Annotated in this window: 30 protein-coding genes and 1 pseudogene; 21 read left to right on the top strand and 10 right to left on the bottom strand. The window is 38.0% G+C overall.

The window, feature by feature from the left end:
* Positions 1-396 precede the first annotated feature (396 nt).
* From R2I63_RS00275 to R2I63_RS00265, 3 genes are all read left to right on the top strand, one after another.
* Positions 397-2,091 carry a hypothetical protein gene (locus R2I63_RS00275; protein WP_316355610.1) on the top strand — a complete coding sequence of 565 codons (1,695 nt, stop codon included), beginning with the start codon at positions 397-399 and terminating at the stop codon, positions 2,089-2,091.
* Positions 2,092-2,093: 2 nt separating this feature from the next.
* Complete coding sequence (locus R2I63_RS00270) at positions 2,094-2,690, top strand: hypothetical protein (protein ID WP_316355609.1); 597 nt, start codon at positions 2,094-2,096, stop codon at positions 2,688-2,690.
* Positions 2,691-3,062: 372 nt separating this feature from the next.
* Positions 3,063-4,310: a S1 family peptidase gene (locus R2I63_RS00265; protein WP_316355608.1), complete on the top strand. Its 1,248-nt coding sequence runs from the start codon at positions 3,063-3,065 to the stop codon at positions 4,308-4,310.
* Positions 4,311-4,420: 110 nt separating this feature from the next.
* Here the strand turns inward: R2I63_RS00265 and R2I63_RS00260 are convergent, their stop codons facing one another.
* Both R2I63_RS00260 and R2I63_RS00255 read right to left on the bottom strand, forming a co-directional pair.
* Positions 4,421-4,993, bottom strand: a complete 573-nt coding sequence (locus R2I63_RS00260) for a GNAT family N-acetyltransferase (protein ID WP_316355606.1) — start codon at positions 4,991-4,993, stop codon at positions 4,421-4,423.
* 101 nt (positions 4,994-5,094) lie between these two features.
* Positions 5,095-6,000: a LuxR C-terminal-related transcriptional regulator gene (locus R2I63_RS00255; protein WP_316355604.1), complete on the bottom strand. Its 906-nt coding sequence runs from the start codon at positions 5,998-6,000 to the stop codon at positions 5,095-5,097.
* Between the two features lie 315 nt (positions 6,001-6,315).
* Between R2I63_RS00255 and R2I63_RS00250 the strand changes: the two genes are divergently transcribed.
* The 12 genes from R2I63_RS00250 (at position 6,316) to R2I63_RS00195 (ending at position 16,015) form a co-directional block, all read left to right on the top strand.
* Positions 6,316-6,912, top strand: a complete 597-nt coding sequence (locus R2I63_RS00250; protein ID WP_316355603.1) for an EVE domain-containing protein — start codon at positions 6,316-6,318, stop codon at positions 6,910-6,912.
* Positions 6,913-6,981: 69 nt separating this feature from the next.
* Positions 6,982-7,437, top strand: a complete 456-nt coding sequence (locus R2I63_RS00245; protein ID WP_316355601.1) for an SRPBCC domain-containing protein — start codon at positions 6,982-6,984, stop codon at positions 7,435-7,437.
* Complete coding sequence (locus R2I63_RS00240) at positions 7,415-8,209, top strand: hypothetical protein (protein WP_316355599.1); 795 nt, start codon at positions 7,415-7,417, stop codon at positions 8,207-8,209. The genes R2I63_RS00245 and R2I63_RS00240 overlap by 23 nt, the downstream gene beginning before the upstream one ends.
* 113 nt (positions 8,210-8,322) lie before the next feature.
* Positions 8,323-9,684, top strand: coding sequence for a coproporphyrinogen-III oxidase family protein (locus R2I63_RS00235; RefSeq protein WP_316355598.1), 1,362 nt, complete (start codon positions 8,323-8,325; stop codon positions 9,682-9,684).
* Between the two features lie 10 nt (positions 9,685-9,694).
* Positions 9,695-10,414 (top strand): hypothetical protein, encoded by a 720-nt coding sequence (locus R2I63_RS00230; RefSeq protein WP_316355596.1) that lies wholly within the window; start codon positions 9,695-9,697, stop codon positions 10,412-10,414.
* On the top strand, positions 10,414-10,848 hold the full coding sequence (locus R2I63_RS00225) for an SRPBCC family protein (RefSeq protein WP_316355594.1): 435 nt from the start codon (positions 10,414-10,416) through the stop codon (positions 10,846-10,848). Before R2I63_RS00230 ends, R2I63_RS00225 begins: the two co-directional genes overlap by 1 nt.
* On the top strand, positions 10,829-11,263 hold the full coding sequence (locus tag R2I63_RS00220) for a hypothetical protein (RefSeq protein WP_316355592.1): 435 nt from the start codon (positions 10,829-10,831) through the stop codon (positions 11,261-11,263). Before R2I63_RS00225 ends, R2I63_RS00220 begins: the two co-directional genes overlap by 20 nt.
* The gene (locus tag R2I63_RS00215) at positions 11,251-12,441 is read left to right on the top strand and encodes an NAD(P)/FAD-dependent oxidoreductase (protein WP_316355590.1); all 1,191 of its coding nucleotides are present in this window, start codon (positions 11,251-11,253) and stop codon (positions 12,439-12,441) included. Before R2I63_RS00220 ends, R2I63_RS00215 begins: the two co-directional genes overlap by 13 nt.
* Positions 12,428-13,201 (top strand): cyclase family protein, encoded by a 774-nt coding sequence (locus tag R2I63_RS00210; RefSeq protein WP_316355589.1) that lies wholly within the window; start codon positions 12,428-12,430, stop codon positions 13,199-13,201. The genes R2I63_RS00215 and R2I63_RS00210 overlap by 14 nt, the downstream gene beginning before the upstream one ends.
* Positions 13,182-13,592 carry a hypothetical protein gene (locus R2I63_RS00205; RefSeq protein WP_316355587.1) on the top strand — a complete coding sequence of 137 codons (411 nt, stop codon included), beginning with the start codon at positions 13,182-13,184 and terminating at the stop codon, positions 13,590-13,592. The genes R2I63_RS00210 and R2I63_RS00205 overlap by 20 nt, the downstream gene beginning before the upstream one ends.
* Entirely contained in the window at positions 13,585-14,841 is a 1,257-nt protein-coding gene (locus R2I63_RS00200) for a beta-ketoacyl-[acyl-carrier-protein] synthase family protein (RefSeq protein ID WP_316355586.1), read from the top strand. Before R2I63_RS00205 ends, R2I63_RS00200 begins: the two co-directional genes overlap by 8 nt.
* Entirely contained in the window at positions 14,831-16,015 is a 1,185-nt protein-coding gene (locus tag R2I63_RS00195; RefSeq protein ID WP_316355584.1) for a beta-ketoacyl synthase N-terminal-like domain-containing protein, read from the top strand. The genes R2I63_RS00200 and R2I63_RS00195 overlap by 11 nt, the downstream gene beginning before the upstream one ends.
* A gap of 40 nt (positions 16,016-16,055) precedes the next feature.
* Here R2I63_RS00195 and R2I63_RS00190 read toward each other — a convergent pair whose 3' ends face one another.
* From R2I63_RS00190 to R2I63_RS00165, 6 genes are all read right to left on the bottom strand, one after another.
* A complete protein-coding gene (locus tag R2I63_RS00190) occupies positions 16,056-17,066 on the bottom strand; it encodes an IS701 family transposase (RefSeq protein WP_316355582.1) in 1,011 nt (336 codons plus the stop codon).
* A gap of 68 nt (positions 17,067-17,134) precedes the next feature.
* A complete protein-coding gene (locus R2I63_RS00185; protein WP_316355518.1) occupies positions 17,135-17,674 on the bottom strand; it encodes an IS630 family transposase in 540 nt (179 codons plus the stop codon).
* Between the two features lie 8 nt (positions 17,675-17,682).
* Positions 17,683-18,192 (bottom strand): helix-turn-helix domain-containing protein, encoded by a 510-nt coding sequence (locus R2I63_RS00180; protein ID WP_316355520.1) that lies wholly within the window; start codon positions 18,190-18,192, stop codon positions 17,683-17,685.
* Positions 18,193-18,470: 278 nt separating this feature from the next.
* Entirely contained in the window at positions 18,471-18,965 is a 495-nt protein-coding gene (locus R2I63_RS00175; RefSeq protein ID WP_316355579.1) for an SRPBCC family protein, read from the bottom strand.
* 39 nt (positions 18,966-19,004) lie between these two features.
* Entirely contained in the window at positions 19,005-19,508 is a 504-nt protein-coding gene (locus R2I63_RS00170; RefSeq protein WP_316355577.1) for an SRPBCC family protein, read from the bottom strand.
* 154 nt (positions 19,509-19,662) lie between these two features.
* On the bottom strand, positions 19,663-20,889 hold the full coding sequence (locus R2I63_RS00165) for an ATP-grasp domain-containing protein (protein WP_316355575.1): 1,227 nt from the start codon (positions 20,887-20,889) through the stop codon (positions 19,663-19,665).
* A 131-nt stretch (positions 20,890-21,020) separates the two neighbouring features.
* On the opposite strand from R2I63_RS00165, the gene R2I63_RS10505 reads away from it, so the two are divergent.
* Positions 21,021-21,179: an IS66 family transposase gene (locus R2I63_RS10505; protein ID WP_445083629.1), complete on the top strand. Its 159-nt coding sequence runs from the start codon at positions 21,021-21,023 to the stop codon at positions 21,177-21,179.
* Between the two features lie 532 nt (positions 21,180-21,711).
* Here R2I63_RS10505 and R2I63_RS00160 read toward each other — a convergent pair.
* A pseudogene (locus tag R2I63_RS00160) lies at positions 21,712-21,915 on the bottom strand (transposase); the annotation flags it as partial.
* Positions 21,916-21,969: 54 nt separating this feature from the next.
* On the opposite strand from R2I63_RS00160, the gene R2I63_RS00155 reads away from it, so the two are divergent.
* The 3 genes from R2I63_RS00155 (at position 21,970) to R2I63_RS00145 (ending at position 23,698) form a co-directional block, all read left to right on the top strand.
* On the top strand, positions 21,970-22,779 hold the full coding sequence (locus tag R2I63_RS00155) for an IS3 family transposase (RefSeq protein WP_316355570.1): 810 nt from the start codon (positions 21,970-21,972) through the stop codon (positions 22,777-22,779).
* A gap of 264 nt (positions 22,780-23,043) precedes the next feature.
* On the top strand, positions 23,044-23,388 hold the full coding sequence (locus R2I63_RS00150; RefSeq protein WP_316355568.1) for a type II toxin-antitoxin system RelE/ParE family toxin: 345 nt from the start codon (positions 23,044-23,046) through the stop codon (positions 23,386-23,388).
* A gap of 7 nt (positions 23,389-23,395) precedes the next feature.
* A complete protein-coding gene (locus R2I63_RS00145) occupies positions 23,396-23,698 on the top strand; it encodes an addiction module antidote protein (RefSeq protein ID WP_316355565.1) in 303 nt (100 codons plus the stop codon).
* Here the strand turns inward: R2I63_RS00145 and R2I63_RS00140 are convergent.
* Positions 23,684-23,938 carry a hypothetical protein gene (locus R2I63_RS00140; RefSeq protein WP_316355564.1) on the bottom strand — a complete coding sequence of 85 codons (255 nt, stop codon included), beginning with the start codon at positions 23,936-23,938 and terminating at the stop codon, positions 23,684-23,686. The two genes, R2I63_RS00145 and R2I63_RS00140, sit on opposite strands and share 15 nt — an antisense overlap.
* A gap of 221 nt (positions 23,939-24,159) precedes the next feature.
* Between R2I63_RS00140 and R2I63_RS00135 the strand changes: the two genes are divergently transcribed.
* A complete protein-coding gene (locus tag R2I63_RS00135) occupies positions 24,160-25,146 on the top strand; it encodes a tyrosine-type recombinase/integrase (RefSeq protein WP_316355561.1) in 987 nt (328 codons plus the stop codon).
* Between the two features lie 208 nt (positions 25,147-25,354).
* The coding region (locus tag R2I63_RS00130) for a hypothetical protein (protein WP_316355559.1) at positions 25,355-25,713 on the top strand (359 nt) is incomplete at its 3' end.

The raw sequence follows: 25,713 nt of genomic DNA, 5'->3' as shown, positions 1-25,713 counted from the left end.
TTCTTAACTTTTCGTTTCATTTTGCGGACGTCTTCCTCAAGAAATGCCAAACGATTGGTAATATCGTGATTGGACTCCTCTTCTTTTCCATGCTCGACATAAGAATTTGCAAGATTCATAGATTCAGTAAAAAAGACAAAGTATAGCAAGTCCAAGATAAGCTCTTCCTATCCTGGGACTGTTTAGAACTGAGAGATTTTAGGGGGTTCAGGATGTAAGCATGTTGGATTCAGGAAAATATCCACTCTTGGGTGCTTTTTGATCAATTTTATGCTTTGTTAGTGTTGAGAACTGAAAAATTCAGTCCGTTTTGACACACCACTCCCTACGAAAGACATAAAAATTATTAAAGAGTAAGATCCTATTGCTGATCACGTCTTGGACAAGGACAGAGCAATGTCTCGACTCTTCAATTTTCTAAAAGCCACCCTTCTTACGCTATGTTTGCCTGCAATGATCTGGCATACTCCAGCAAGCGCGACTGTTACAGCTAATCCAATCATCCAAAAGGTCAATGCTTCCATAGCATGGTCTCCCTGGGATTTACTAAACTATGAAACACTATCTTATCAGAGCATTGTGGATTTCATCTGGGAGCTTGCTTATGGAAATAGCCTTGAATCTCTTCTAAGTGCCGAACAGCTATCACAGGTTATGGATTTCGTGATCTTCTTAACCCGTAATGGGTTGCAAGACGATGATATAGAAGGCAAAGCTGCACTCGAAGAAGACATCAAGTGGCTCAGAGGAGAGCCGAATCAGTCCATGCTTGCGCTTGATGACGACGAAAGCAGTGAGGTAAGCGATGAAAGTTGGTGGTGGCCTGCATCTTCGTCTTCAACAGCCCTAAATGGCTACAACTGCAAGATCAATCCCGCTGTCCTTGATCCCTTTGACAATCTAAGCATCATCCACTGTAGTTGGGCATCTAAGGCATGGAAAAGCACAAAGAAATTCGTCAAAAACCATAAAAAAGTCATCATTGTCGCAGCGGTTGTTGTCGTTGCAACAACGATCATCATTGTGGCAACAAGTGGAGCGGGAGCAGCTCCAGCGCTCGAAGGTGGCGGCGCTGCAATTGGAGGAGCTCTTACTGCCGACAAACGCGATAAAAACAACACTGAGCCTATCCCCGGTCCAAAGCCAAGAACACCCGTCAATAAGCCAGGAGAGGTTTATGTCCATGATAATCCAGAAGAGTATAATCATCTTTCCATAACGCCTGATTCCACTCAAGGGCACATTGCATCAGGATTGATACCGCAACTCGAGCCCATCCCTGATAGATCTATCCTTTTAAAAGACAGCATCGCTAGACAAAGCACAATTTTAAAAGAAGAGCTTTCTGAGAACACAATCATCCCCGATGAACCTCTGAATATCCTTACCCAAGAACAACCCTCTTTTTGGTGCCAATCAGTCGATAGAAGTAGAGAAGTAGGGTCTATTATCGTGCACGAAGTCTATGATGGAATTGCGGATCAATTGAGCATTATTCCGAGCATTACAGGCTACGTGTCAGAAAAAGTGAATAATTTTTCAGAGTTCCTTTCTGAGAACAGCCCCTTTGAGGGTTCTCCTATAGATAACTATCAATCAAGCGTCAATACTGTTCATGAGAAAATCGATGAAAGTTTTGGAACGAATCATGCTAATATATATTCTCAAGAGGGCAAAGCTGCTAGAGGGGGTCTTACCACTGGAATGCTCCCTCCCCCAGGAACGATTAAAGGGACACAGCCTAATTCTACAAAAGGATGGAAAGTTGGTCAGCCTAAGGAGAATTTAACTGCTAAAGGAAACGTTCCTAAGTGGGATACGATTAGAGCAAGGCACTGGAAAAACGAGGCCTTAAAGCATAGACAAGGCATTCCTAAGGAAAATTTAAAGTATGAAGTGACTGAAGCAAATCTTGCAAGGATGGAGAAAGGGCTCGCCCCTCAAAAATATAATGAAAGAACCCAAAAATGGGAAAGCATTGAGCTTCATCATGATCCAGCTAGGAAAGATGGAGGATTATTTGATGTTATTGAAGTGACTCCAAAAGAACATGCAGAAATCGATTCTAATAGACATTTAGGAAGAAGTTAGTTATGCCAAATTTCAATAAAATGTTCCATCCAGGCAGTGACCCCAAAAAATGGCCTGATCGAATAAATTACAAAAAGAAAGAACTTTTTTTATTTGATAGATTTCCAGTTACAAATAGAGAACTTCTTAAGTTTTCAATTGAAAGCACCAAAAGCAGTTATATTCAAGGATTTTATGTAACCGTATTTGACGGATATATAAAAGTGAATAGCAAGCCAAATTCTGGGAAAAGAAAATATACCAATAATTTATTTTGGGAAGATTCTGAAGTACTAGATATAAAAAACATAGAGGTTAAAGTTTTTACTAAAAGCGACCATATTTGTATTGGCAATATCTGGGAAGAAACGATCTATGAAGAGCCAGCTACTAGGGTATATGAAGATCTCAGAATGGAAAGCTATAAGAGACAATATCCAGAGGGGAAAAAAATTACTTGTTATACAGGTGCTGGACGATGTGCAATCATAGATAACACGTGTGCTAACGCTATGTACTCAGAAGATATTCCTAATGGCAAACGTTATTTTTGCAATGATGGTGATGACGATGATGATTTTAATGATATCATATTCACAGTTGCCAGAATTAATATGTAAATAATAAGAGTTCAAGGAATATCCTGTAAAGAAGCTATGGAAATACTAGAAGAAGCCAAGAACCGACTAGCCAAATATCAACGTATACCGGAAGATCAAACTGAATGCGATGAGTGGCATGAGAAATATAAAGACTGGAGCCAACCCCCGAAGAAACCGCGGAGTATGAGCGGAAGATGGAAGAGCATAGGAAGGAGTACCATGAGTGAGAATCTTTAAAAAATATATATTGCTTTTTAAGGAGAATTAGAATAAAAGTTGAGCTTTATTTATTAGTAAAGAAATACTTATATGACGTTGCCAGTGCAGCCATTTCAATGTACATCTCTCGGAGAAAGCAGAAATATTTCTCCTCAAAGAAATCAAAGTTGTTTGAACCTTGAAAAACTCGACTTAAAGACGATATTTTCCGAGATTGGTAAAAACGCTTGTTGTGTCTATGCTAGCGATACGAAAAGTTCTGGAATCCTTTTGGGGGGCAGAAGAGTTTTGGTTACTTTGCACTCTGTGGCTCCTATATGCGGTGAGGAAAGAAGATATCACGAATTTGTCACCATACAACATAAAGATAAAGCATATCTAGCAAAATGGTCAGGTGATAATGATCTTAAAAAAGCAGAGTACTACGATTGTTGCTTTTTTAATGTAGTAGATGAAAAATTTCCTGAAATTACGCCAATTCCTACCCTATCTGAAGATATTGATCCAGGGGAAGAAGTGTACTTTGCTGGGTATCCACTTAATCAAGAAGATCCCTCTTTCCACAAAGGTACTGTCTCTTCCTATACAAATAGAGAAGGTCTGTCATATTTCCATATAGACGCTTCAATTCTTCCGGGAAATTCAGGAGGACCTGTATTTATTGAAAAAGATAAAACTCTTTATTTAGCAGGGGTGATTTTTGCTGAACTTGCAAGTATCGATAGTGCTTTTATCAGAGAAAGGGAATTGATTTCTAATAGACTTTCAAAAGCTACGATATCTGTAGGTGGTGTTGATACGAATAAAGTGGTGTTAGGCATCATGAACACAGTGTTTGACAATTTATCAACTGGTATAGGGAAGGTTGTATGTATTAAACATGCATTTGATGTTCTTAAAGAAGGAGAGTTGCCAGATGCAGAAACACCATTTCATCTTGGGTTCCCTATAGGAAGGAAGAAGCAATATAAATTGTTTAAAGAAGATAGTGTTCAAGGTGCTTTTGGTGGAGAACAATCTTATTGGATTCGTCGTCCTAATAGGGATTGTCCTGGAATTATAATCGATAACCACCAAAAAAAACATATAACTGATTGGATTGGTAAAGTAAAACAATCTGGTAGTCAGTTTCCAGCCGGCTTTACTAGAGACCAGCTTATTGAACTTGTAGCCTATTTATTAAAACTAAGACTCTTTTTGTTTGTTAACCAGAATCCTGGAGAAAATAAAACAATGGGTATTCAGTATGTTTCAATAGAAAGTACTTATCAAACTCAAGCAGATGGCCCTCCACTTAGAAAAAAAAACTGCCCTTATGTTGCAATCCATTTTGGATTTGAAAAAAATTCAAACTCATGGGTGGTACATGTGCATCCAGATGATGGAAAAAATGCCAAACAACGGAATTCACATTCATGAGGGTGCAGATTTACCGACGGAATTTGTGTTGATTTTTGCTTTTGGTCTGAATTAAGATTCAGTTGATTCTTCCTTAATTCAAACAAATATCTTTGCACTTCAACATTATTCTAGTTTGTTTTCAAGTAATCCATTCCGACATATTTATTAGAATCAAAACCATCGTGTATATCTTCTGTAGGGATAAACCCAAGCTCCTCTAAAAAACATTGACTTGTTTTATTTAGCACACGAGTAACTGCTACTATTCTTTCTACACCAGGAAGATTTTTAAGCACAATATTAGCCGCCATCTTTCCTATCCCTAACCGCATATAATTTGGAGAAATTGCCATCTGTCGCACATACACTTTAGGGAACTCTTTAAGTTCTAAAATAAGCAGGCCAACCACCTCTTCAGTTTTTTTTATGATTAGCCAATGGATACTTTCTCTTTCGTTGTTCCAAAGTTCTTGTTCATCAGCAATGACCCCTTGTAAAAACGTTTCAACATTTTCTAAACCTAATTCACCAGGGGTAAAGCTGTCATATGCATACTTAAAGGACTGAATAAAAAGATCATCTATCAGATGAAAGTCCTCTTTGTGATCCCATTGAAAAGAATACGTTCCAACCTGTTCGTCTTCAAAGCTCCAAGCTGATAGCGCTGAGCAGATGAATGATAAATAAAAAATCCATTTCATATTAAAAATATTTTAACATCTGTTTTTTTAACCTGTTTACTACTAAATGTTTAAAAACCATTCTCCTCAAATTTGAGGGGCCTTTTTGATATCAACTGCCGTCATTTTTTATACTTTTTCATCAATATTTTTGCTAGATCATTCCAAATATCTAAAATTTCACTTTCGTAGAACTTTTCTGTGCAATCGATTTTATTAAAGCATTCAACCTTATTTATAGCGCTCCCCAATTGGGATTGAACTGTTCGATATGACGTTGAAAAAACTGCCGCAATTTGTTTAGCACTGAAACCGTATAAATTAAGAGATAAACACTCGATCTCTCTTTTTGTTAACTTATTTGAGATAGTTTTTAATCTTTCAATAATAAGCTGTTCGTTAGTGTGTAAAATACACTCGTCTTTGTAGCTTTCTTTTTTAACAAAAATTTCAAGATTTTTATAGATACTATTCATATCTACTGTTGAACAATATGCTGATAATTTTCCTTTATCATTGTAACTTATAAAAACGTCAACACAATAATTAATTTTTTTAAAATTAATATTTGATTTCTCTAAAAGATTTATATACTGACAACTAAAAAAATTCGTAAAATCTTCTTTTTTTATGTGTTCAGGTATTCCGCTATATGTGGCTTCAAAATTCCAAACGGAAAAACACTGTTTTTCTTCCTGCTTTAAATTTAACAGATCGATTTTGATATCTGTGAATAGAGATCTGTATAACTCATGCATTTTTTTTAATTTATCTACTCCAATATAAGTACCCGTAATAGGAGCAGAGTAAAAAATTTCAGGAGAAACATGATCTTTTACTAAAACCTCGTCTAGATTTTTTTCAACCCAAAAAGCTTCTGATAATTCTAGGATATCTTTTGTAATAACAAATCCTCTATTTGGTGAACTTGCTGGCCTTATGCGGTTATAGCTTGGTTGGCTTTGGATGAAAGAACTGATAGCAACATCATTTTCACATCTTGAATATCTTTCTAATCCATTTTCCATCAATAGTGTAACCTTTACGAAAAAAATAAAATAATTTTTTTTGAAATCTGTAAATTCTACATGGATCAAAAGAGGGCAATGTTTTTGTCAAATAGGCTTAACAAATTGAGCACCATTACGTTGCATCTGTGTTATTAAAACCACTGCCATAAAAAAAACGTTCTTATAAGTATTTGATACCTATTGCTTAGATATCTCACCTTTGATTAATTAGTCTTCGAAAATGATCCAACTTGGTCGAGCATGTAACGCATAGGAGAAAGTTGCACCAGAACCAGAAATTAACCGTTATAGGAAATTAAAGGAGAGCTAGCTATGTCGCTATTAGTTGGGCCAACAACAAGATGTTTTGTGGGAGTTGTCTCTTTAGAGCATGCAACCAGAGGGTATAACGGAGGGTTTACACAGGCTTGTCATGGGAAACAATCCCCCTTAAGCAGAATGAATAAAGGAGACGTATTTGTTCAATATTCTCCTAAGGATGCTTTAGGAGGGAGCAAGGCTTGTCAACATTTTACTTATATAGGATCTGTTGCTACAGGAAAAGTTTATCAAGTAGAAATGGGTCCAGGATTTAAGCCATTTCGAATAGATATTGATTATCTGTCCGCAGATCAAGCAAAGCAGGCCTCAATTAGGCCGTTAATTGAACGTTTGTCTTTTATAAAAAACAAAACTAAATGGGGGATGGCATTTCGATTTGGATTCTTAGAAATTCCACTTAGTGATTTTAAAATTATTTATATGGCAATGACTGGGAAAAGCATAGACACTCCTCGAAAGGCTCTTTTAGCGCCTGCAGATTCAAAGCAAAAATCATCTGAGTCTACAACAGGTAGTGTAGGGGAAAATTCTAGCGAGCCTTTTAGAAAAAAGCCAAGGCTTCAACATAAAGGTGGGTATGGTTTATGAGCGCTTCAGAGCATACCGTTTATAACCCCGCAGATTGGATCTGCGGGTTGTTACGTAGGAGATGATAAATTGGATATAGAAGTTTCACATACAGAGTTCACTAAAGCAAGTCCTCAAGATGTTTGGTTTTTTTGGAGTAATCCAGATACTTGGTCGCAGTGGGATACTGGTATTGAATGGTGTAAGTTAAATGAAGGTTCAACGTTTTCTGCGGAAGGAAAAGCAACACTGCTTCCCAAAGGGGCTCCCTATCCAATAGAAATAACCATTACTGATTGCGTACCCAATGAATACTTTATCGATCAAGGTCAAACACCTTTAGGAACGATTATTTTGTCACACCAAATAGTAGTTATAGACTCAGGGGTAAATGTGACTCATAAGATGAAATTTATTCCAAAAGACCAGAAATCTAAAAAGGCTTTTGAATCGGGACTTTTAAAAAAAATGCAAAAGGAGCTTCCAGAAGCTGTAAGGTTATTAGTAAAATTGGTTGAACAAAATGAAAAAATTGAAAGTTCCTAGATTCCATCTTTTTGAATTTGAAGATCTAAGGTGGTTACCAAAGTTTTTAAGGGGCTATATTACGGATTTGCTTACCTATCAAATCGTTGACTTTGGGATTTATAAGTCTGCTATTCCAAAAATCGCGGAAGTTTTGGATAAATCTGGACAAGACACTCTTGTCGATTTGTGTTCAGGTAGCGGAGGACCTTCACCTGGAATTATTGAGGAACTTTCATTGATGCTAAAAAAGAACATTAGTTTGTTTTTGACTGATAAGTTTCCAAATAAGAAGGCCTTCTTAAGGATGAAAAGCAGTTCTGTCACACCTGTACTGGAATCAGTCGATGCACAAAGTGTTCCTATCCATTTGGATTTAATAGGAATGAGAACTCTTTTTACATCATTTCATCATTTTAAACCTAAAAAAGCACAAAAAATCCTTCAGGATTCTGTAAACAAACAAATGCCCATAGGAATTTTTGAAATAACCGAAAGAAAACTGGGTTCGCTTCTGACTCTTTTTATAGCACCTATAACTTGCTTGATTTTTTCATTATTTATTCGACCAAGGAAAATAGGACGTTTTTTTTGGACTTATGTCATTCCTATAGTTCCAATTTTATATACATGGGATGGGCTTATTTCAAATTTAAGAACCTATTCTAAAAACGAGTTGATCAAAATGACTAGTGATATTGAGACAGGTGAAAGCAGTTATCACTGGGAAACAGGAGAACTTATTTCAAGGTTTCACATTAAAGTTAACTATTTAATTGGCTGCCCAAAGTAAAATTTTGAGTTTTTAGGAGAATTTACAAAATATATTTGGAGTTATGAATGAGCACAGATTATAAACCCTATCCAGAAAAATGTTACCTTCCGTTTATTTTTTATCCTACAGCAATGTGGGAAAATCCTTATGGACATTCGTTTGTAGAGGATTATTTGGATATGAACACCCCATGTGGGGACTATGTTATATATTTATCTATTCCTTTTTGCAGGGTTCGTTGTAAAGGGTGCCCTTATTTTGTTGAGCTTCTTACTAAGAAAGACACTAAAGATAAAGAAGAAGTATATCTTGATGCTCTTATTAAGAGTATGGAAAAATGGAGTCATTATCCTCGATGGAAAGAAAGCGCTCTTAAGGCAGTTTATATAGGAGGAGGAACAGGAAGCATTCTAAAAACCCGTAACCTAAAGCGCTTAATTGACTCTCTTTGCCGGTTTTTTCCTGTTACAGAAGCGACTGAAATAACATTGGAAGGAAATGCCCATGATTATGATGAAGAAAAGATTCAATACGTCTGCGACTCTCCTGTTAATAGGATTAGCTTAGGGGTTCAATCATTTAATCCAGAGGTTTTAAAAGTAGTTGGGTCTCCGCACGCCGCAGAAGAAAGTGAGAGAGTCATTAACTCTTTCCAGTCTAAAGGATTAAAGAACATTCAGATTGATATGATGTATAATATGCCTAAGCATACCTTGGAGATCTGGAGAGAAGACCTAAAAAAATTAAAAGAACTGGATATTGTTCATCTGACTGTTTACTTATATAGAATTCACAATGAAACACCACAGGCAAGGTTTATAAAAGAAGGAAAAGTCCCTGACGTAGCAGATTGCGAATCTCCGATGGTGAAAAAAATGGCAAGTGAGTTCCGTGATCTTGTTGAGAAAGAGCTAGGGTTTGAAATGTACATGCATAATCATTTTTGTAAACCTGGATTCAGAAATGTTTATAACGACTACAACCTTGAACATGCTGCCGACACTCTGGGAATTGGTGCAGGAGCTTATAGCTTAATTGATAACTACAGAATTGGAACTTCTAAAAACGTCAAAGAGTTTGTTGAATCTGTAAATGCGGGACATCATATGGTCTCAACAATATCTCAAAAGATGAATCTTCAAAATCATAAAGAACGTTATATAATGTTTACTTTTCAGTACTTTATAGTGAATTTCGTTCGATATAAAGAAAGATTTGGGACGGATGCCATGGAAGATTTTGGTGAAATCTTCCGCAAATTAGAAAGAAAAAAATTAGTAGAAATAAAAGAAGATCGTGTAGAAATGACCAGGCTTGGGCAAGAGTGGTTTTTAAATGTAGTCTTAGAATTTGTTAATCCAGGCTTTTGGGGAGATAGGACTTCATTGGAGGAGCCTAATTGGTCAATGAATATTTCTCTCGTAAACTTATTAGCAGGTAATCGTGATCGATGGTTAGGATCTGCGCCTGAAATGGAAACAGTGAAAACCTAGAGGTAAAATAATGATAGATGAGATTAAAACTTTGATAGAGAGTTTAGGAATAGATTGCCCAAATCTTAAAAAGGAATCTGTGATTGGAGAAAACGATGTTGGCCTTGATTCTCAAGAGATTGTTGAGCTTGTTTGTATGATTGATAAAAAGTTCAAAGTTAACATTCCACATCAGTTGCTATCAAAAAAAAGCACTGTAGAAGACGTTATGAAAGCTATTCAAAACGCTCAAGAAAAAAATGCCAATGATGATGTCACGGGTTTTCAGGGAGAGTGTACAGCTTCTTTGTTTATTGATTCTCCATTAGAAAGCACTTACAGCGCTATATTTAATATGAGAGATTGGCCAAATAAACTGCCCCATGTGAAGGAAATTGATGTTCTGTATGACGATGGTGTATACCAAGAATTTCTAATGCATGTAGCTTCAGACAGTGGACTGATAAAAGTGAGGTCTGTTCGTCGTTGTATACAGAATGAGTCTGTTTTATTTTTTCAGCCGGATCCACCTGTCTTTTTAAAGCATCATTGCGGAGGATGGAAATTTGATCCTGATGGTAGGGGTTGCTTAGTTACTACATGGCATCAGTGGAATATTGACTCTACAGGGGCTAGCAGTCACTTTTCTATTAAAAAAGAAACACCCGTAGATAACCACATTGAACAGACATTACGTTCTCATGCAGAGCTTGCCTTATCTACCTGGAAAAGTAATTTGGAGGCTTGCTAATGAAAGTTGCTAAAGAAATCATTGTAGAAGCTTCACCTAAAGATGTTTATTTAGCTTACTCCAATCTAGAGGCTTGGAAAGATGTAATGCAGGACGTTGTTGCAATAAAATCGTATTACGATGATTCTTTTCATCAAGAATTTGATATGACGGTATCCCGAGAAGGAGGAGAAGAAACGGTTCACTCGATCCGCTTTTGTTTTCCTTATCACTCAGTAGAAATTTTTCAAACACGTCCTCCGCCGAAGTTTAAGTCTATGTCAGGCATTTGGACGTTCAAGCCTTGCTCTGAGGGAACCTTGCTTACCGGAGAGCGTCATTTTGAGATCAAAGAAAGGTGTGAGTTTAATCTTGAAGACCTTGAGATGTTTTTGGAAAAGAATTTATCTTCATTTAAAAACTGGATTGAAGCTAATGCAATGTGTCAGTGCTAAAGAGAAAATTTATTGTGATCGAGACAAATTGTTTTCTTTTTTTTGGGATATAGAGAAATGGTCGTCTTTTTGGTCTCCTATTCATAATATTTCTGTATTTTATGACGACCGTTTAAATCAGGATTTCTATATGAGCGTAGATTGGCAAGATGGAGCTCATAGCATCAGAACAGTTCGTTTTCAGGTAGATGGAAATATTCATTTTTTTTCACCTTTGCCTCCCCCTCCCACAAAATCACATCAAGGTAAGTGGGAATTTGTTGAGGCGAACAAAGGAATTATTGAGGTAATGGCCAGCAGATTGTTTGAGCTTCCTTCTAACTGGGATAATTCTAAGACTCAAATATTTTTAGAGTCATTTACTGATAGGCTTAAGCAAATCTTAAGAGAAGTTAAAACAGCATGCGAAAATTAGATACAATTGTATTAGGCTCTGGTATTAGTGGGTGTTATTCAGCTATATTGCTTAAACATTTAGGAAAGAAAGTAGCAGTACTTTCTCCTAAGCTAAAAACGAAGTATCATTTGCCCGAATCTTGGATATTTAATCCATCTAAGCAATTAGAGGAACTAGGTATTTTAAAAGACTTATTGCCATCTATTTCAAAAGAATCTCAGTGTACCTTTTTATCTGCTGATGGGAAAAAATCTGTCATGGTAAGCACAGAGCAAGTATCGAACTGTTTAGAGGCGGGGGATATTGTTCGTGTTGATAGAAATGGATTTGATCAAGCTTTTTTTAAAAAAGCCCAATCTGTTGGAGTTGAGTTAGTTGAATTCGAGGAGTTAAGTAATTGTGTTATTTGCGAGTCTCACATAGAGGTGCAGTATAAAGAAAAAGGATCCTTTAAATCTATTCGAGGATGTAACCTAATTGATGGTTCCGGGAAATCTGCTTATTTAACCAACTGCTTATCTTTGCCTGTAATAGAAACTGTATTAGATTCTCGCTATGCGTGCTTTAGCCATTTTGAGGGAGACAACTTGGACATAAAGACACTGCATATAATTGCTTTGGCTGATGGATATCTATTTTGCATACCAATTAGCACAAATCGCTTAAGTATTGGCTGTGTGGTGGCTAAATCGTGTTTTGATTCTACCCCTAACTTTGAGTTGATGTTATCTTCTGCGGTAGAAGAGGCTCCGTTTGTTAAAAATTTAATAACTAATTCTAAGCGCGTTTTACCAGTAATACCAATTAAGAATAGTCAGGCTGTCTGTGAAAAACTAGCTGGAGACATGTACCGCATTGTTGGAGATGCTGCGGTTTTTATGGATCCGTTTTTTTGTCCAGGAATTGATTTTGCGGTGACTTCAGCCGAACAAGCGGTTCTGTCTCTACAAGAAAATAACCCTGATAAATATAAGATGTTTATCAAAGAGTGGTTAAGTAGAAATCAGGAGAGCATATACTCTCAACTTGAGTCTTCTGATTGGAATCAGATTGTAAGGATGTTTGCAGATCCTCATTTACCTTATCTTGTTCCTATTATGCTGACCCAGGCTTTTGGTCAAATAAAGAAAAAAAACTTGAACTTTAAAGAGGGGATTACCTTATCCAGAGCTGCTTATGAATATGAGTTATGTTGATCTTTCTATTCCTCTTGAGCCTAACTTGTCTGAGCCAGAGTCAGTTGAGATTGATTCTGTTACTCATCGAGAAGGAGCTGAAATTTTGACAAAAAACAGCGCTGTAAGCCCTGATTCTTTTCCAGATGGATTAGGGTTAAATCTTGAAAGAATTAAGATAACATCGCACTCTGGAACGCATATTGATGCCCCTTTTCACTATGGACCTTACTGTAATAATAAAAAATCCCGTTCAATTGACCAGATCCCATTGAGCTGGTTTCATGGAGTCGCATTAGTTCTGGACTGTAGCACTCATGCTTCTTCTTGCTCATTGACTTTGGAAGAAGCTAAGCAGGCTCTTTCTAATCAGGAGCTGGAGATAGAGAAAGAAGATATAGTATTACTATTTACTGGAGCAGATGCTCTTTGGGGAACACCTGAGTATTTTACAGATTTTAGGGGGATAGACCTTTCTGTTTGTAAGTGGCTGGTTGATCTTGGAGTGCGCGTAATAGGTGTAGACACTTTTGGCTTTGATCTTCCATTTCATAAAATGCTAAGCGCTTACGAAAAAACTCAAAATTCAGGTGTCTTATGGCCTTGCCATATGTTTGGTAGAGAAAGTGAATACTGCCAAATTGAAAGGCTTACAAATTTAGCTTCCTTACCTAAAAGAAGAAAGTTTGAAATTTCTTGTTTTCCAATAAAATTAAAGAACTGCGGGGCTGCGCCTGCACGTGTTGTAGCAACAATACTGGATGAGAAAAAAAATGAATAATAAGCGCGATATTTTTATTAAAGCTCCGTTTAACAAAGCCTATCGATTTTTATCGGAAGCAAAGAATCTCCCTAAATGGACAACATTTTTTCAAGAACTTGTGGAGGGTAAGGATTACATATGTGTGATGAAAACACCTATTGGAATGTGTCAAACGCATTGTGAAGTCAGTAACGATAAAGCTGCATCAAAAATTAAAATTATCTCTAAATTTGAACATAAAACAGAAACTGCGACTCTTTTTTTAAAAAAAATTCCTAACTATTGTCATGTTGTCTTCTATCTTAACACTCCTCCTAAACTAGATTCAGCTGTTCGTGCTAAGATGCTTAAAAATTTAGAGAAAGAACTTCTCGTTTTGAAAGCCTCCTTGGAGGCTTCAAATGACTAGAAATAGAGTTGTTATTACCGGTTTGGGAACAGTTAATCCCTTGGGGAAAAGTGTGGATGAATTTTGGAAAAATTGCATTAAAGGGTCTTCTGGAATCTCAAAGATTACTCATCTATTTCAGATACCGGAACATATGAGCCAAATTGCAGGAAGAGTAGATCTAGAATATGATTCCGAAAATTCAAGCGCTAGCTCACGTAATCAGATGTTTGCAGATATGGCTGTAAATGAGGCTTTAAAGCAATCAAGACTTTTTAAAAACGATGAAGAGAAAAGAGAATGTGCGGTTATGATCTCAACTGCAATAGCAGAAATTAGTGTGATGGAAGAGATGTTTAATAATCATGGAAGGGGAGAAGGGCACGTAGACTTTGTGCCCCTTGATAACTCATATTCAGGAAGAAGCTTTTGCTTTAATAATGTAGCGCAGCAGATAGCACAGAATCACGGCATCAGAGGGAAAGTTGTTACAATATCTACTGGATGCACTGGAGGTAATGATGCAATAGGTTATGCATTACACATGATCAGAAGCGGGAAGATTCAGTTGGCAATTTCTGGCTCTGTAGATGCTCCTATAACCCCTCTTGTTGTGTCAGCATTTAGTAGAATAGGAGCTACTTCTTTACGTAATGAAGATCCTCAGTTGGCATCTCGACCATATGATTCTGAAAGAGATGGGTTTGTTCTTGCTGAGGGATGTGGAATTCTAATTTTAGAAAATTTGAGCCACGCTTTAAAAAGAGGGGCCCCAATTCTAGCTGAAGTTGCTGGTTTTGCTAGTGTTAATAATTGCTATCATATGATTGACATACATCATGATGGTTTAGCCATTTCTAAATCGTGCAAACTAGCCCTTGAAGACGCTAAAATTTCAGCTAATGAAGTTGACTTTGTTAATGCTCATGGCTCCTCAACGCCTCAAAATGACGTTGCTGAAAGCCATGCTTTGCACAGAGTTTTTAAGGAAAGGACATGTCAAATTCCAGTAACATCGATCAAATCGCAACTCGGGCATCCGCTATCTGCAGCGAATAGCATCGAGCTTCTAAGTGCTGTCCTCTCAATGCGTGACAGAAAGATTCCTCCTACGGTTAACCTATGTGACCAGGACCCCGAATGCAAGCTGAATATTGTTGGAAACAAGTCATTAGATCATGAAGTAAATATTGTAATGAAGCCTAGCAGTGGGTTTTCAGGTATTCATTCTTGTGTAATTTTAAAAGAGTGTAGCGACTATGAAAGGTAGCGATATTGTTATAGCTGGATCTGGGGTAATTTCTTCTATTGGGAGTGGGATGCAGTCTTTTTCTGAAAGCCTATTTTCCTCTAAAAAAAAGTATAGAAGTCACAAATTAATTTCAAAAAATAACGCCTTTGAGCATCAAATTGCTTATGTTGATGACTCATTGCTAATCCAAGATATTAACCCAAGGCAAGCAAGGAAGTTAGATCGTTTTTGTTTATTGACAATGCAGGCATTTGATCAAGCTTATAAGGCATCAAATTTATCACCTCCCCTTGCACATGAGTACGGAATTTTAATAGGCAATTCAACTGGAGGATGGAGCTTTGTCGAACATCAAATGGACTCAATTTGTTCAGGAGACTTTGATAGCCTTAGCCCATATGTAGCAACCGCTTGGTTTCCAACAGCTCCTCAGGGTGAAATTTCAATTAAATATGATGTTGCAGGATATAGTAAAACGTTTTCGGCAGGTACTTTAAGCTCTGGGTATGCTTTAGAACATGCTATATATTTAATAAAGAACGGCTACTTACCTGGGGCATTTGTAGGAGGTGGTGAGTCTCCTATTTCTCCTCTTGTTTATAATGCCTATATTCATAACAAAGCATTTTCATTAAACGGTAAATACGTCCCATACCAGACGCAAGCTACTGGAGGTCTTCTTGGTGAAGGGGCAAGCATATTGTTTATAGAGAGTTTAGCAAACTGCTCAGAAAGAAAAGGAACCCCGCTTGCGAAAATATCGCATTGTGCAGTGGGAAGGGATCTTGAGGAAGCTATTAGGGAATGCTTGGAAGAAAGTAATAAGAGGGCATCCGATATAGACGCTATTCTTTTAAATGGTAAAGGGTTACCAAGCGTTGATCAAGATGAACTGGCTGTTTTGGGTCATATATTTTCAGAATCTCCTAACTTATATTTGGGAGTTTCAAAGCCACTATATGGCAATACTATCGGTGCAGATTTTGCTTTTCAATGTCTAGTTGTTTTACTAATGCTAGAACAACAAAAAGTGCCTGCTGGATTGGAGGAGGTTGATAAATGTTTTTCAAAAATATGCCCTGGTAGTCTTGTTTTAGGAAAAGCGTTAAGAACAAGGCTTCGGACGATTCTTACCTATTCAATAGATCTAGCAACAGGAATTAGCGTAGCAGCTATTTTTGACAAGGTATAACCGAATGTTGTGTCTGAGAATAAATCAGGACTTTCGCACTTTAAGTACTGAAAGCTGTATAAGGCTGCCTCCATATTAGGGATTGAAATCTCTTGATAGGTTCACTTTTTAGAGCGTAAATAGTCATGTTCTTTGCACGAGCTTGAGCCTCGAGAACTATCCATGCAAGTATTGCGGTAATGATATGTTTTCTTTGGGCTTTAGAATTCCTAGCCTGGCATTTTCCAATGCCGGTCGTTTGTTTGGCTTCTCGGTGATATTGTTCGATCTTCCATCTAAATGCGCATGCTTTTGTAGCGTCCTCAGATGTACCTATCTTCTTGAGGTCATTAGTGACCACATAGTCGGTACGGTTTGAATGAACCGATAGCCGAAACAACTTTAGTTCCAATGAACATTCCTTAAGCTTCCCTATTACCCCTTGAGTACACTGTGCTTCCCATGGGAGTTCTTTTACGCCTCGATACTTCGGTTTTTCAGGATCAGTCCACCGATCCAAAACAAGACGGTTACTCCGAATCGGACACACAAATTTATACCCAAGCCTATCAATCCAGCACATGATTTTGGTCATTGCATACCAGGTATCCATGAGAACAGTATGAAAAACAATCCCCCGTTCAATTGCCTTTAACATCATTTCTTGCAGATGTTCATATTTCTTTTTCCCATCTTGGTCTGGTTGATAAATACGGGCATCGATGACCCAATAGCGATCTAGATCGGGGTTAAAATAAACGCAATTAACAATCCCGATTCCCATGACGGTACTGTGGGTGTTTCCTGAATACTGCCACCTTGCTAACTCGATTTTGTTGCTTCCACTTTTATCAAGCACTGAATCATCGAATATCAAATACCCTCTTTTGGAGTATACAATCTCTTTCTGCACCCTTTCCCAAATCGCTTTGCTTGGAAGTTTGCTTCCGTTTAAGTGTCTCCAAACACTATCATGCTTCAATCCTTCAACAATGTCTGAAAAGTAAGTGCCTGTAAAGTTATCAACACCATTCACCAGAAATTGCCCATATGTTTGAGTCGTTACCCGCATTACATCTTTTACCTTTTGTGCAATCAATTAGTAGGTAATCAGCATAATACCATTCGTAAAAAATAACGTCATAAAATAGCCCACGGTCTTGAACAGAGCCTTCTCACTCTGGTTGGAGTGTCAACAAATGCATTCCATGCATCGCAGCAGGCCATCGTAATCGCATCATAATCTTCATAACAGCGATTCGCTAGATGTTCATCTCGAAGCGTTTGCCATACTTGTTCTGTTGGATTCAACTCTGGCGAAACCGGAGGAAGCGGTAGAAGGCTTATGTTGCTAAACCTTTTAAGTCGCTTTGTTGTATGCCAAGCAGCTCTATCCAGCACAATAACTGCATGCCTTCCTTCAGGAATCTTCATGGAAATGTGCTCAAGATGCACAAGCATTGCTTCTGTATTTACAGCTGGCATTACAAGGCCTACAGCTTCATCTCTGACGGGGCAAATAGCTCCAAATATGTAAGCGTATTCAAATTGCTGCTGACGTGCGAGCCGAGGACGTGTTCCTTTATTGGCCCATGTACGGGTTACAGTGCCTCTTTGGCCCACTCTAGCCTCATCTTGGAACCAAATATCAACAGACTCTATTTCTACTCCTGCTGGCAATGCCTCAACTACTTTTTCTGAGAAGTTTTTTTAAAAGTCTCTTGGGCTTCTAAGTCTGCCTTGGGGTGAATTGATCGACCCGAGATCCAGACGAGGTCAGCCCTTTTCAATGTATTGTATACCGTCTTCAAAGATGGGTCGACTCCATATTTTGTTTTCATCAATTCCAAAATGTCTCTCCCTTTGATACGTCCACCTACTTTCTTCTCTTGCAGCTCTAAAACAGCTTGCCTGAATGCAGCTTGATGTTCTAGAGGTATCAATGGCTTCTTACCTCTACCCGGCTTATCTTTTAACCCTTCGAAACCTTCCGTTCTAAATCTCTTGATCCACCTCATCAAAGACCTGAGTTTCACCCGTACAAAGGCTGCTGTTTCTGTAAACGTCTTCCCTTCTTGGAGATGGGCAAATGCCAGAAACCGCCTCCTTTCTCTTGGACTCCCCTCTGTTTTAGCAAGCTTATCGAAATCGTACTGATCAAGTCCTTTTATCTGAGCGGCCTTTCTTCCTCTCAACACTCACCTCCTGTTAAACTCAAACAGCTTACATGAAAAGACCAATTAAATTTATGACTTTATTTTTTACGAATGGTATAACATAAATTTTAAATTGCGAAAGTCCTGTAAATGAGCGTATCCTTGGAAAGTTGAAAATATTTTCCATAAATTCTGATAGGGAAGTATGTCAAAAATCAATGAAGTAAAGATCATCAGGCCTTGCATCAGCAACTAGATTTTCTAGAAAAAATTGGTTTCTAAAAATGAACGATACCCCGTCAGCTTGCTGTGGGAAGACTTCATTCATACTCTTTACTCCCGCGAGAAGGACTGCGCCTTCTTCCAACTCCGTGCTGCGGTTCAGAAACTTTCCCTTGATTTTCCAAGTTAGCTTTTAGCTTATCCATTGCGCTTGGAAGAGAAGCTTTTAACCCTTTACCAATAACGCGAGTGAAAAGGCAAGAAAGCCATCCTTCAAACCTAATCGAGTGGGTCAATTGTGTACCAGTTGAGCAAGGTCTTAGTTGATGCCCCACTATCATCTTATTACCTAGCGGAAGCTTGCTACGAACATCGAAGATTTGATTTGCGAGAACATTGATGAGCTCAAAATCCGTTTCTGGACCGCTACTTGGCTTAAGAGTTCCTGTAGCACCACTTTGAAACGGAGAAGAAAACCGACACCAAGAAAGACTGTTATCCCAAGTAGGCCAGGCTTCTACATCTGCCAATTTAGCCCAGACCTGTTGTTCTGTCACCCGGATAGTAACTGTATGTTCAAAAAAAAGAGTCATAAGTTATACCTCTTGTGTTGTGGGTTTAGAAAACCTTCGCTAAGAATTTTTTCCTTTTTTAGAAGGTTTCAATTCAGAATCTTTACTTTCAGCCGGTGCACCCCTTTTTGTACCTACAGAGCCTCTAGCAACTCTCGCTAATTTATCTACAGAAGCAGGCAATTCTTCTGATAGGGCTGTCCAAATTTTACTGGCGAGTGGGCCACCTTTTTGCGGATCTTTTACCTCAATGGTAGCTTTATGAGTAATTCGAGTCATACCTTCCTCCTCGCTAACGGAATGGAAAGTTTTTACTACTAAAACTCCTAAGTTGGCTTGATTAGTAAATTCTCCTTTTTCTTTGTCAATACTGACAAATGTAGCTTCCACTGGTGGACCAGACAAAGACATTAGCACTGCTTTTTTTCCTACAATAAAGCCTTCCTTTGCTTCAGCAGCTTTTAAGCTTTGGTCCCAAGTAGGCCAACTACTAACATCTTCCCAAGAACTCCAAACGCCTTCCTTAGAAACATTGGTGGTCGTTGAGTGTGAAACAGCAAACATACTAAAACTCCTTTATATATATTTTTTTTCTTACATTCGTCTATGCGATTTAAATCAAACCAGCATTTCTTGCCCACGTGGCAAGCCACGGGGAAAAAAGCAAGTTTTAAGCAGCATTCCACTCTTCACGGAAAGTTTGCACCAGAACCATATATTAAGCTAACGCTGACCCAAACATTTCCTCCACAGCAGCAGTATAAATCCGTTTAGCTATCTCGTATCCTGAAATCTTTAATCCATGATTGTTGGGATCAGAGAATTCGTTTTTAGAAAAGCCTTCCATCATAATTCCTGAATTTACTTCCATGATCTTTAGCTCTTTTTTATCTTCATTGAGAGCCTCAACTATATCGATTGAAGCAAAAGTTACCTTAGCACATTTTGCGGCTTTTAATGCTAGCTCTCTAACTGCATCTAGATTTGGATCTGAACTGAGTGATCCTAACTTTTGATCATATAGAAGTTCAATTTTTGCTCCCTTTCCAACATTGTGTTTCCAATGCAAAGGATAATCTTCATTAAGAGGTTTATTTGAATCTCTAATTATTTCTAGTTGCTTCTTCTCCCCAATTTCTTTTAAAAGCTTTTCGGCAGGTTTTATATCGAGAGAACATATATATTCTTTAAAAGCTTGATCAACAGTTTTTGTGGGGTCTTTTTCCAAACAAGGAGGTTTTTTCTTATAAATCAGCTGTATTTTATCTAAAGGTTCATTGCGATCTAAATATACGACTCTATATTCATAATTAATTTTGTGAAACGGTGAAATGCATAGCATGCTTTTTGTCTTAAAAATATCTAAAGCTGCTTTCTCTAAATCTCTAGCTTTCTCAACATGAAATACTTGATTGCCCCCTGTCCCGTCATTGGGTTTCACTACAACATTTTTTCCCCACTCATCAAACAAAGTGAACATTCCTTTAAAAACCCCTTCCTCAGGACACCAATCATTAGTCTTTGGAGAAAGGAATAGTTCATGTTTTAAAACAGGAATTTTTTCTCTTTCTAACAAAGAAGACATAGCCTGCTTATCCTCACAGAGCTTTCCAGAAACACCAGAATTTAAAGGGAACAAATACCCAAAAATACGATGAATATTTTGTGGGTTTTTAATAGGAGACAGCTCAATAATCCAGTCTTGGCTAAATGACTGCATTTTCAAAAATTTTTCCTTAGAAATTTTTTTTAATAATTCAACCAAAAACCTTTCTTGAGGCTTCTTCTCTTTAGGTGTCTGTTGCTGCTTTGTTCCAAAGATGTTGGACTGCAAAATATTTAAAGTCCCTATGGCGTTTGGCTCAGATGCTGAGTATGATAGCTCTCCTGTTTGCTGTGTGCTAATCAGTTGAAGCCTTTGTCCTGATGTAATTGCAGCTGTCATTCTAGATTTTCCTTTAAGTAGTTTGTGATTTTTAAATTCTAATAAAAAATTGTCACACTATATTAATCAGACGTGAGACATGTGATCAATACGTATAAAATACCTATAGCTAAAATATTTCATTTGCGTATATGAACAATCATTGGGAGGGACTAACCCTTTTTCTAAAAGTTCCTGGAGTTCCACTGACGAATAACGCGAATGAAAGGCTTCTCAAAAGATCCGTTTTGAATCGGAAAAATGCCTATTTTTACCGCACAGAATCCGGAGCAAAATCGGAGATATATTGATGAGCACCATTGAGACGTGCGTCCTCAATAAGGTTATGTAGTGTTCCCCTATTTTTTTGGACAGGTTTTTTTCTTAAATTACTTGCCCCATCAGCATATCTGTCATTTTCACCGGTCCCTGCTTGTATTCCGTACTCTAAAATCGAGACATAGCGCGGCCTAAAAACGAGAGTTCGCTCAGTCCAATAAAATGTTATAGGCAAGACTTAATCTGACAGACGGCTCTGGTGCAAAATTTTTCTCTATCCCAAAAAGCCTTTCTAGGATCAGCGGGCTTGTTCGTGCATCCCTTTTAAGCAGGACTTTCGCAATTTAAAATTTATGTTATGCTGATTACCTACTAATTGATTGCACAAAAGGTAAAAGATGTAATGCGGGTAACGACTCAAACATATGGGCGATTAAGCAACACTTTTTCTGTAAAATCTGAGATCTAGATTCTCAACGCATTATTGTTTAGTTTTTTGCAGGTACAGCCAACAGCCAACCCTTTCAATTATCTTCTTCGGGATGGTAGTAGCTGGATGTTTTGTTATGCCTGGTTCTCCTCCATTAACATGTAGCGTTTTCCTGACACCCAGTCTTCATGGATTTCCATTGCAACGGCTCCAATCAGTCTTTCACAAGACTCGATGCTAGGAAAGAGCCTTGCGACCCTTGTCCGTCTTTTAAGCTCTTGGTTTAATCGCTCAGCTGGATTATTCGTTCTGATTTTTTTCCAGTGATCTCTCGGATAGTAAGCGTCAACGGAAGCCATCTTGACATAAGGTCAGGGGGTAGAATCTGATTCTTGGGCTTTGGCCCACTGATCAGGAAGAAGCTCTACGAGCTTCTGGGATTAAGTAGATCAACCTTATACTACGTTGAGAACATTCCTGGAAAAGAAGACTTAGAGTTAATGAAAGCAATTGATAAAGAATACCTTAGAAACCCATTTTATGGAAGACGTAGGATGACATTAGAAATGCGCGACCAAGGCTTTTTTTTTGGAGAAAAAAGAGTGAGAACTGCCATGAAAAGAATGGGATTGGAAGCGATTTATCCAAAGCCTAATTTGAGCAAGCCACATCAATACCATAAGAAATATCCATATTTGATGAGGTCTGTAAAGGTAGATCGTTCTGACCAAGCGTGGGCTGCAGATATCACGTATATTCCGCTTCAAGGTGGATTTGCATATTTATTTGCAATTATTGATTGGTACAGCCGATTTGTCCTTGAATGGGAACTCTCAAATCTCCTTGATACAGATTTTTGCATAGAGGCTTTGGAAAGAAGTTTGAAAAAAAGCTGCCCAGAAATTTTCAATACAGATCAGGGAGTGCAGTTCACAAGCTTATGCTTTACTAAGAGATTAGAAAAAGAGGGTGTGAAAATCAGCATGGACGGGAAAGGGAGAGCTCTTGATAATGTTTTCATAGAGCGTCTTTGGAGAAGTGTGAAGTATGAGGATATTTATCCTAAAGGATATGAAAGCCTTAAAGAACTAAAAAAGGGACTAGAGGTGTATTTTGAGTTTTATAATGGACAGCGCCGTCACCAGAGTTTGGGATATCAAACGCCGTCAGAGATATATTATGGAGCAGGCCTTGAGGCCTAAAGAAAGACTAAATACTGAATTTAACATCAGGGAAAACTAGCTTAACTTTTGCGAATTTTGGTCTTGACGTCTGGGACCACCATAAGGAGGAGAAATTTCATTTAATTGATCATCGCTTGAAGGGATAAACTTCATAAGTTCTTGATGAATAGTGGACTGAGTTGTTGTTACGCTAGATGTTGAGGGTTGCATTTGAGAAGCCATATAATACCTTTGTTTTTCTAATATAATAAATATATGACTTTTCTTGATAAGATGTATCCTATGAGATACAATAGGGTTATGGAAATAGAGATTGAAATCTATGAAACGCGCTCAGGAAAACGCCCTTTTATAGATTGGATTGATGGGCTAAATGAGATTCATTCTCGTGCAAAAATCTTTACGCGGTTGGATCGTCTTAAAATGGGAAATTTTGGTGATTGTAAATCGATAGGAAATCGAATTTATGAGCTTCGCATTCATTATGGTCCTGGGATAAGGATTTATTATTCTAAAATAGGAATGAAGGTGGTTTTGCTTCTATGTGGAGGAGATAAAAGCTCTCAAAAGAGAGACATCAAAAATGCCCAAGCGTTTCTTGAAGATTATAAGGATCGAGAGGATTAAATAAAATATGGCAAAAAGTAAGAAATACCAAGATTGGCTTATTGAGAAGCTCAGAGATCATGATGAGGCTGTTGCTTATTTAAATGCAGCTTTAGAGGAAAGTCTTAAAGGGGATGAAGAATCTCAGCACCTTTTTCTTTTAGCTGTTAGAAATGTTGCAGAAGCTCAAGGAGGGGTGTCAGAGCTTGCGAAAAAAGCACATCTTGGAAGAGAGAGTCTTTATAAAACTCTCTCAGAAAAAGGAAATCCTAAGTGGCACACACTTGTCTCATTGATCATCGCACTTGGCCTTAATCTAAGATTGAGCTAGTGGCTCGTCTTTGCTTTCGTTTTCTTTTTTATAAAGATCTAAGATTGCTTCGCACGCAATCATTGATCGATCGGTTTTCCGGTCTTCAACATAACGTTTAGCGTAAAGCTCAGCAAAAGCCTGCTCAGCCTCTTCAGTGAGATAAATTGTTGCTTTGATTTTCTTAGTTGACTTAGCTTTTTCTTTATCTTGACTTTTCTCTTCCGTATGTTCTTTTTCTACTTTAACGGCTTGGCTCATAACCCATCCTTGTGGTTTTTACTTTTTAACCTCATAATATATAAGATGCTTATAAATATTTTGTCAACTCACTCCTCAAACGCTAAAAGATGGCAGACTACCAAACAAATAAGACGTCAGGGTTTTTCGGGACTTTCTTGATTTTTTGGAAGGTTCCAAGTAATGTATATAATTGTCATTATATACATTAGTTAGAGAATTCGAAAAGGTAGGGAGGTCAAATGTCTTTGATGGTGAACGGTGAGGGGAGTTTAGAGTGTTTTAGGCAATTAGACGTTTTAAGCTATGAAGAGGCAAAAAGTCAAAAAGCGAATTGGATTTGGAAACAACTGAGTCGGATTACGGTTCAAGAGGCCGTAGAGGTTTGGTTGCTGACTTTAAGCAAGACGACAAAGAAAAATTATCGAGCAGGCGTCAATCGGATGGTGGAGATGGAGATTTTGGATCCCTTGATGACATTGCAGGCTTTTACCCTTGTCAATCATGAAGTAAAGATCGATCAGATTAAGGGATTTTCTGAGTGGGCGGAATGTACACGTCAAGCAAGAGCTGCGTGTTACATTGCGTTTACGGGGTTTTTATATCGGAGAACAAAGGGGATCATCCCCAAAGCCCTTGCAAGCCAAGAAGGGCATGGAAAAACCTTTTTCAAGGTGTATGACAAGGTGAAAACAGCCGCGATGAGCCAGGCCCAATGGTCGGCGTTTTTAGAGGAGCTGGAGAACATTAGTTTTAGGGAGTGTTTGATCGCTAAAGTGATGCTCCAAGGGGGAAAGAGGGTGCGAGAAGTTCTGGATCTGGAGATTGATCAAATCCGTTGGGATCGAAGAAAGATTTCCTTTATGCAGTCTAAGATGAAAGGGATGAAAAAGGTGACGGTGATTACCTATCCCAAGACGGTGATGGAGCGATTGAGGGAGTACGTTGGAGAGAGGAAGGGAAGGGTTTTTGTCACCCGCACAGGAAAACCGGTTCACCTCAACAGGGTATCGGAAACTTTTGCGAAGGCGGGAAGAAAGGCGGGGACCCCCTTTAAGGTGACCCCTCATGTATTGAGGACATCCACGGTGACCTATTTGAAGCAGCAAGGATTCCAGGATAGCGACATCATGAAGGTGACAGGGCATGCTAGTGCCTCGATGGTGGCTTCCTACGACAAAACCTTCCAAGAGATCAATGCGACCGAAAAGGTGCAGCTCGTGAGTTAAAAAAAACATTTGACTTTCTATAATATAGATTTAATAAAGTAATTTTTAATTTAAATTATTTATTCATATTTAATTTATCTATTTTTTTGTGTTATTGTATTCCCAACATAAAAATTTCCATTTTGGAACGCCAAAAGGGAGCAAGGTATTTAGTCCGCCTTCTCCTCATTTTCATAGGATTAAATACACCCTAATTTAGGAGATTAAAATGGAAGCAACGTCAGTTCAACAACAACTACCTCCACCACTTTTGCCAAATAATGGCCCCTCAGCGGCCGGATCTTTAAGGGAAATTTGTCAAGAACCCGAAGATTTTTTAAAAGTGATTTCAACGATTAGCGAAGGCGTGAATTCCGAAAGTGTTTTTAAGCTACCTGCTAGTGAAACTCGACCTCATGATTTTTACATTGCTAAAAGAAAATTTTTTATTATTCAAGGGGAAATTAGTCGTGGAGTCCAAAGTGCTGCCTTTCGTGCTCTTGGCATTTCCCTTGATGATTGCTCAGAAGAACATTTGGTAATTAAGTACTCAAAAATGTCTTTTCGTCGTGAGGTTGAGTGTCTTAG

Source organism: Candidatus Neptunochlamydia sp. REUL1 (genome assembly GCF_963457595.1).
Taxonomy (GTDB): Bacteria; Chlamydiota; Chlamydiia; order Chlamydiales; family Simkaniaceae; genus Neptunichlamydia.
This window is presented reverse-complemented; position numbering and strand designations above follow the sequence as displayed.

Bases quoted from the DNA above. Each gene is read 5' to 3' on its own strand.
- R2I63_RS00225 (WP_316355594.1), top strand. From the start codon at position 10,414: ATGAAAGTTGCTAAAGAAATCATTGTAGAAGCTTCACCTAAAGATGTT.
- R2I63_RS00205 (WP_316355587.1), top strand. From the start codon at position 13,182: ATGAGAAAAAAAATGAATAATAAGCGCGATATTTTTATTAAAGCTCCG.
- R2I63_RS00215 (WP_316355590.1), top strand. From the start codon at position 11,251: ATGCGAAAATTAGATACAATTGTATTAGGCTCTGGTATTAGTGGGTGT.
- R2I63_RS00255 (WP_316355604.1), bottom strand. From the start codon at position 6,000: ATGGAAAATGGATTAGAAAGATATTCAAGATGTGAAAATGATGTTGCT.
- R2I63_RS00165 (WP_316355575.1), bottom strand. From the start codon at position 20,889: ATGACAGCTGCAATTACATCAGGACAAAGGCTTCAACTGATTAGCACA.
- R2I63_RS00220 (WP_316355592.1), top strand. From the start codon at position 10,829: ATGCAATGTGTCAGTGCTAAAGAGAAAATTTATTGTGATCGAGACAAA.
- R2I63_RS00230 (WP_316355596.1), top strand. From the start codon at position 9,695: ATGATAGATGAGATTAAAACTTTGATAGAGAGTTTAGGAATAGATTGC.
- R2I63_RS00195 (WP_316355584.1), top strand. From the start codon at position 14,831: ATGAAAGGTAGCGATATTGTTATAGCTGGATCTGGGGTAATTTCTTCT.
- R2I63_RS00260 (WP_316355606.1), bottom strand. From the start codon at position 4,993: ATGAAATGGATTTTTTATTTATCATTCATCTGCTCAGCGCTATCAGCT.
- R2I63_RS00150 (WP_316355568.1), top strand. From the start codon at position 23,044: ATGAGATACAATAGGGTTATGGAAATAGAGATTGAAATCTATGAAACG.
- R2I63_RS00240 (WP_316355599.1), top strand. From the start codon at position 7,415: ATGAAAAAATTGAAAGTTCCTAGATTCCATCTTTTTGAATTTGAAGAT.
- R2I63_RS00135 (WP_316355561.1), top strand. From the start codon at position 24,160: ATGTCTTTGATGGTGAACGGTGAGGGGAGTTTAGAGTGTTTTAGGCAA.
- R2I63_RS00145 (WP_316355565.1), top strand. From the start codon at position 23,396: ATGGCAAAAAGTAAGAAATACCAAGATTGGCTTATTGAGAAGCTCAGA.
- R2I63_RS00170 (WP_316355577.1), bottom strand. From the start codon at position 19,508: ATGTTTGCTGTTTCACACTCAACGACCACCAATGTTTCTAAGGAAGGC.
- R2I63_RS00140 (WP_316355564.1), bottom strand. From the start codon at position 23,938: ATGAGCCAAGCCGTTAAAGTAGAAAAAGAACATACGGAAGAGAAAAGT.
- R2I63_RS00270 (WP_316355609.1), top strand. From the start codon at position 2,094: ATGCCAAATTTCAATAAAATGTTCCATCCAGGCAGTGACCCCAAAAAA.
- R2I63_RS00175 (WP_316355579.1), bottom strand. From the start codon at position 18,965: ATGACTCTTTTTTTTGAACATACAGTTACTATCCGGGTGACAGAACAA.
- R2I63_RS10505 (WP_445083629.1), top strand. From the start codon at position 21,021: ATGAACAATCATTGGGAGGGACTAACCCTTTTTCTAAAAGTTCCTGGA.
- R2I63_RS00190 (WP_316355582.1), bottom strand. From the start codon at position 17,066: ATGCGGGTAACGACTCAAACATATGGGCAATTTCTGGTGAATGGTGTT.
- R2I63_RS00250 (WP_316355603.1), top strand. From the start codon at position 6,316: ATGTCGCTATTAGTTGGGCCAACAACAAGATGTTTTGTGGGAGTTGTC.
- R2I63_RS00275 (WP_316355610.1), top strand. From the start codon at position 397: ATGTCTCGACTCTTCAATTTTCTAAAAGCCACCCTTCTTACGCTATGT.
- R2I63_RS00210 (WP_316355589.1), top strand. From the start codon at position 12,428: ATGAGTTATGTTGATCTTTCTATTCCTCTTGAGCCTAACTTGTCTGAG.
- R2I63_RS00200 (WP_316355586.1), top strand. From the start codon at position 13,585: ATGACTAGAAATAGAGTTGTTATTACCGGTTTGGGAACAGTTAATCCC.
- R2I63_RS00235 (WP_316355598.1), top strand. From the start codon at position 8,323: ATGTGGGAAAATCCTTATGGACATTCGTTTGTAGAGGATTATTTGGAT.